Source organism: Seonamhaeicola marinus, assembly GCF_008085455.1.
Genome location: NZ_VSDQ01000019.1, coordinates 1 through 905 on the forward strand (window position 1 = coordinate 1; position 905 = coordinate 905).

1 protein-coding gene is annotated in these 905 nt (G+C 36.2%); it reads right to left on the bottom strand.

Going from position 1 to position 905, the window contains the following annotated elements:
* On the bottom strand, positions 1-905 hold a 905-nt coding region (gene porK, locus FUA24_RS00155), incomplete at both ends, for a T9SS ring complex lipoprotein PorK/GldK (RefSeq protein ID WP_148539573.1).

Genomic DNA, 905 nt, shown 5'->3' on the forward strand with positions numbered 1-905 from the left:
AGGCCACCTCTTGCGGCATATTCCCATTCTGCTTCAGATGGTAATCTAAATCTGTTAACTAAAGCTGCGCCTTTTTTAGATTTTTGATATGTGTTTTTATTTATAGTACGCCACTCACAAAATGCTTTTGCTTGTTTCCAGGTAACACCTACTACAGGGTAATCTCCGTAAGCATCATGCCAAAAGTAATCATTGTGCATTGGTTCATTGTATGAGTAAGCAAAATCTCTAATCCATACTGTGGTATCAGGATAAATTTCTACTTCTTCTTTTTTAATAACATCTTTACGAGCTATACCTCTGTTTTTGGCAGCTTCTTTAATGTCCATGTAATTATACTGGAACTTAAATTTTTTCACATCCCAAGTACGTTGCCCATTGTATGATTCTTCTAATGGTAAATACATAGTATCCATTACTTCGGCATAATACTCATCGATATACTCTGATGTATCAAAAATTAAATCAATGTCTTTGTTTATTTTTCGGCCTTCGTAACCAGTAGGCCCTAAACCTGTGTAGTTTTCAAACATATACTTTTCGTAAACAGTCATGTTTGAAGTGTCTGCGTCTTTAAATGCAAATTCACCTATTGTACCTTCATCTTCTTGAGTTAATCCAACCTCATCAGCTAAAACTGCTAAGCGCATTCTAACAATAGAGTCTCTAACCCAATGAACAAATTGACGGTACTCACTATTTGTAATTTCAGTAGCATCCATATAAAATGCTCTTACTGTTACTGTTTTTGCTGGCGCGTCATTAATACCAGCTAAATCATCATCAGCTTTACCCATAATATAAGCGCCTCCAGGAATAAGCTCCATTCCGTAAGGTTTTTCTGGGTGCCATTTTTTACCTTTAACACCCACTAGTTCTCCTCTATCTTTAGAGCCACAACTAGC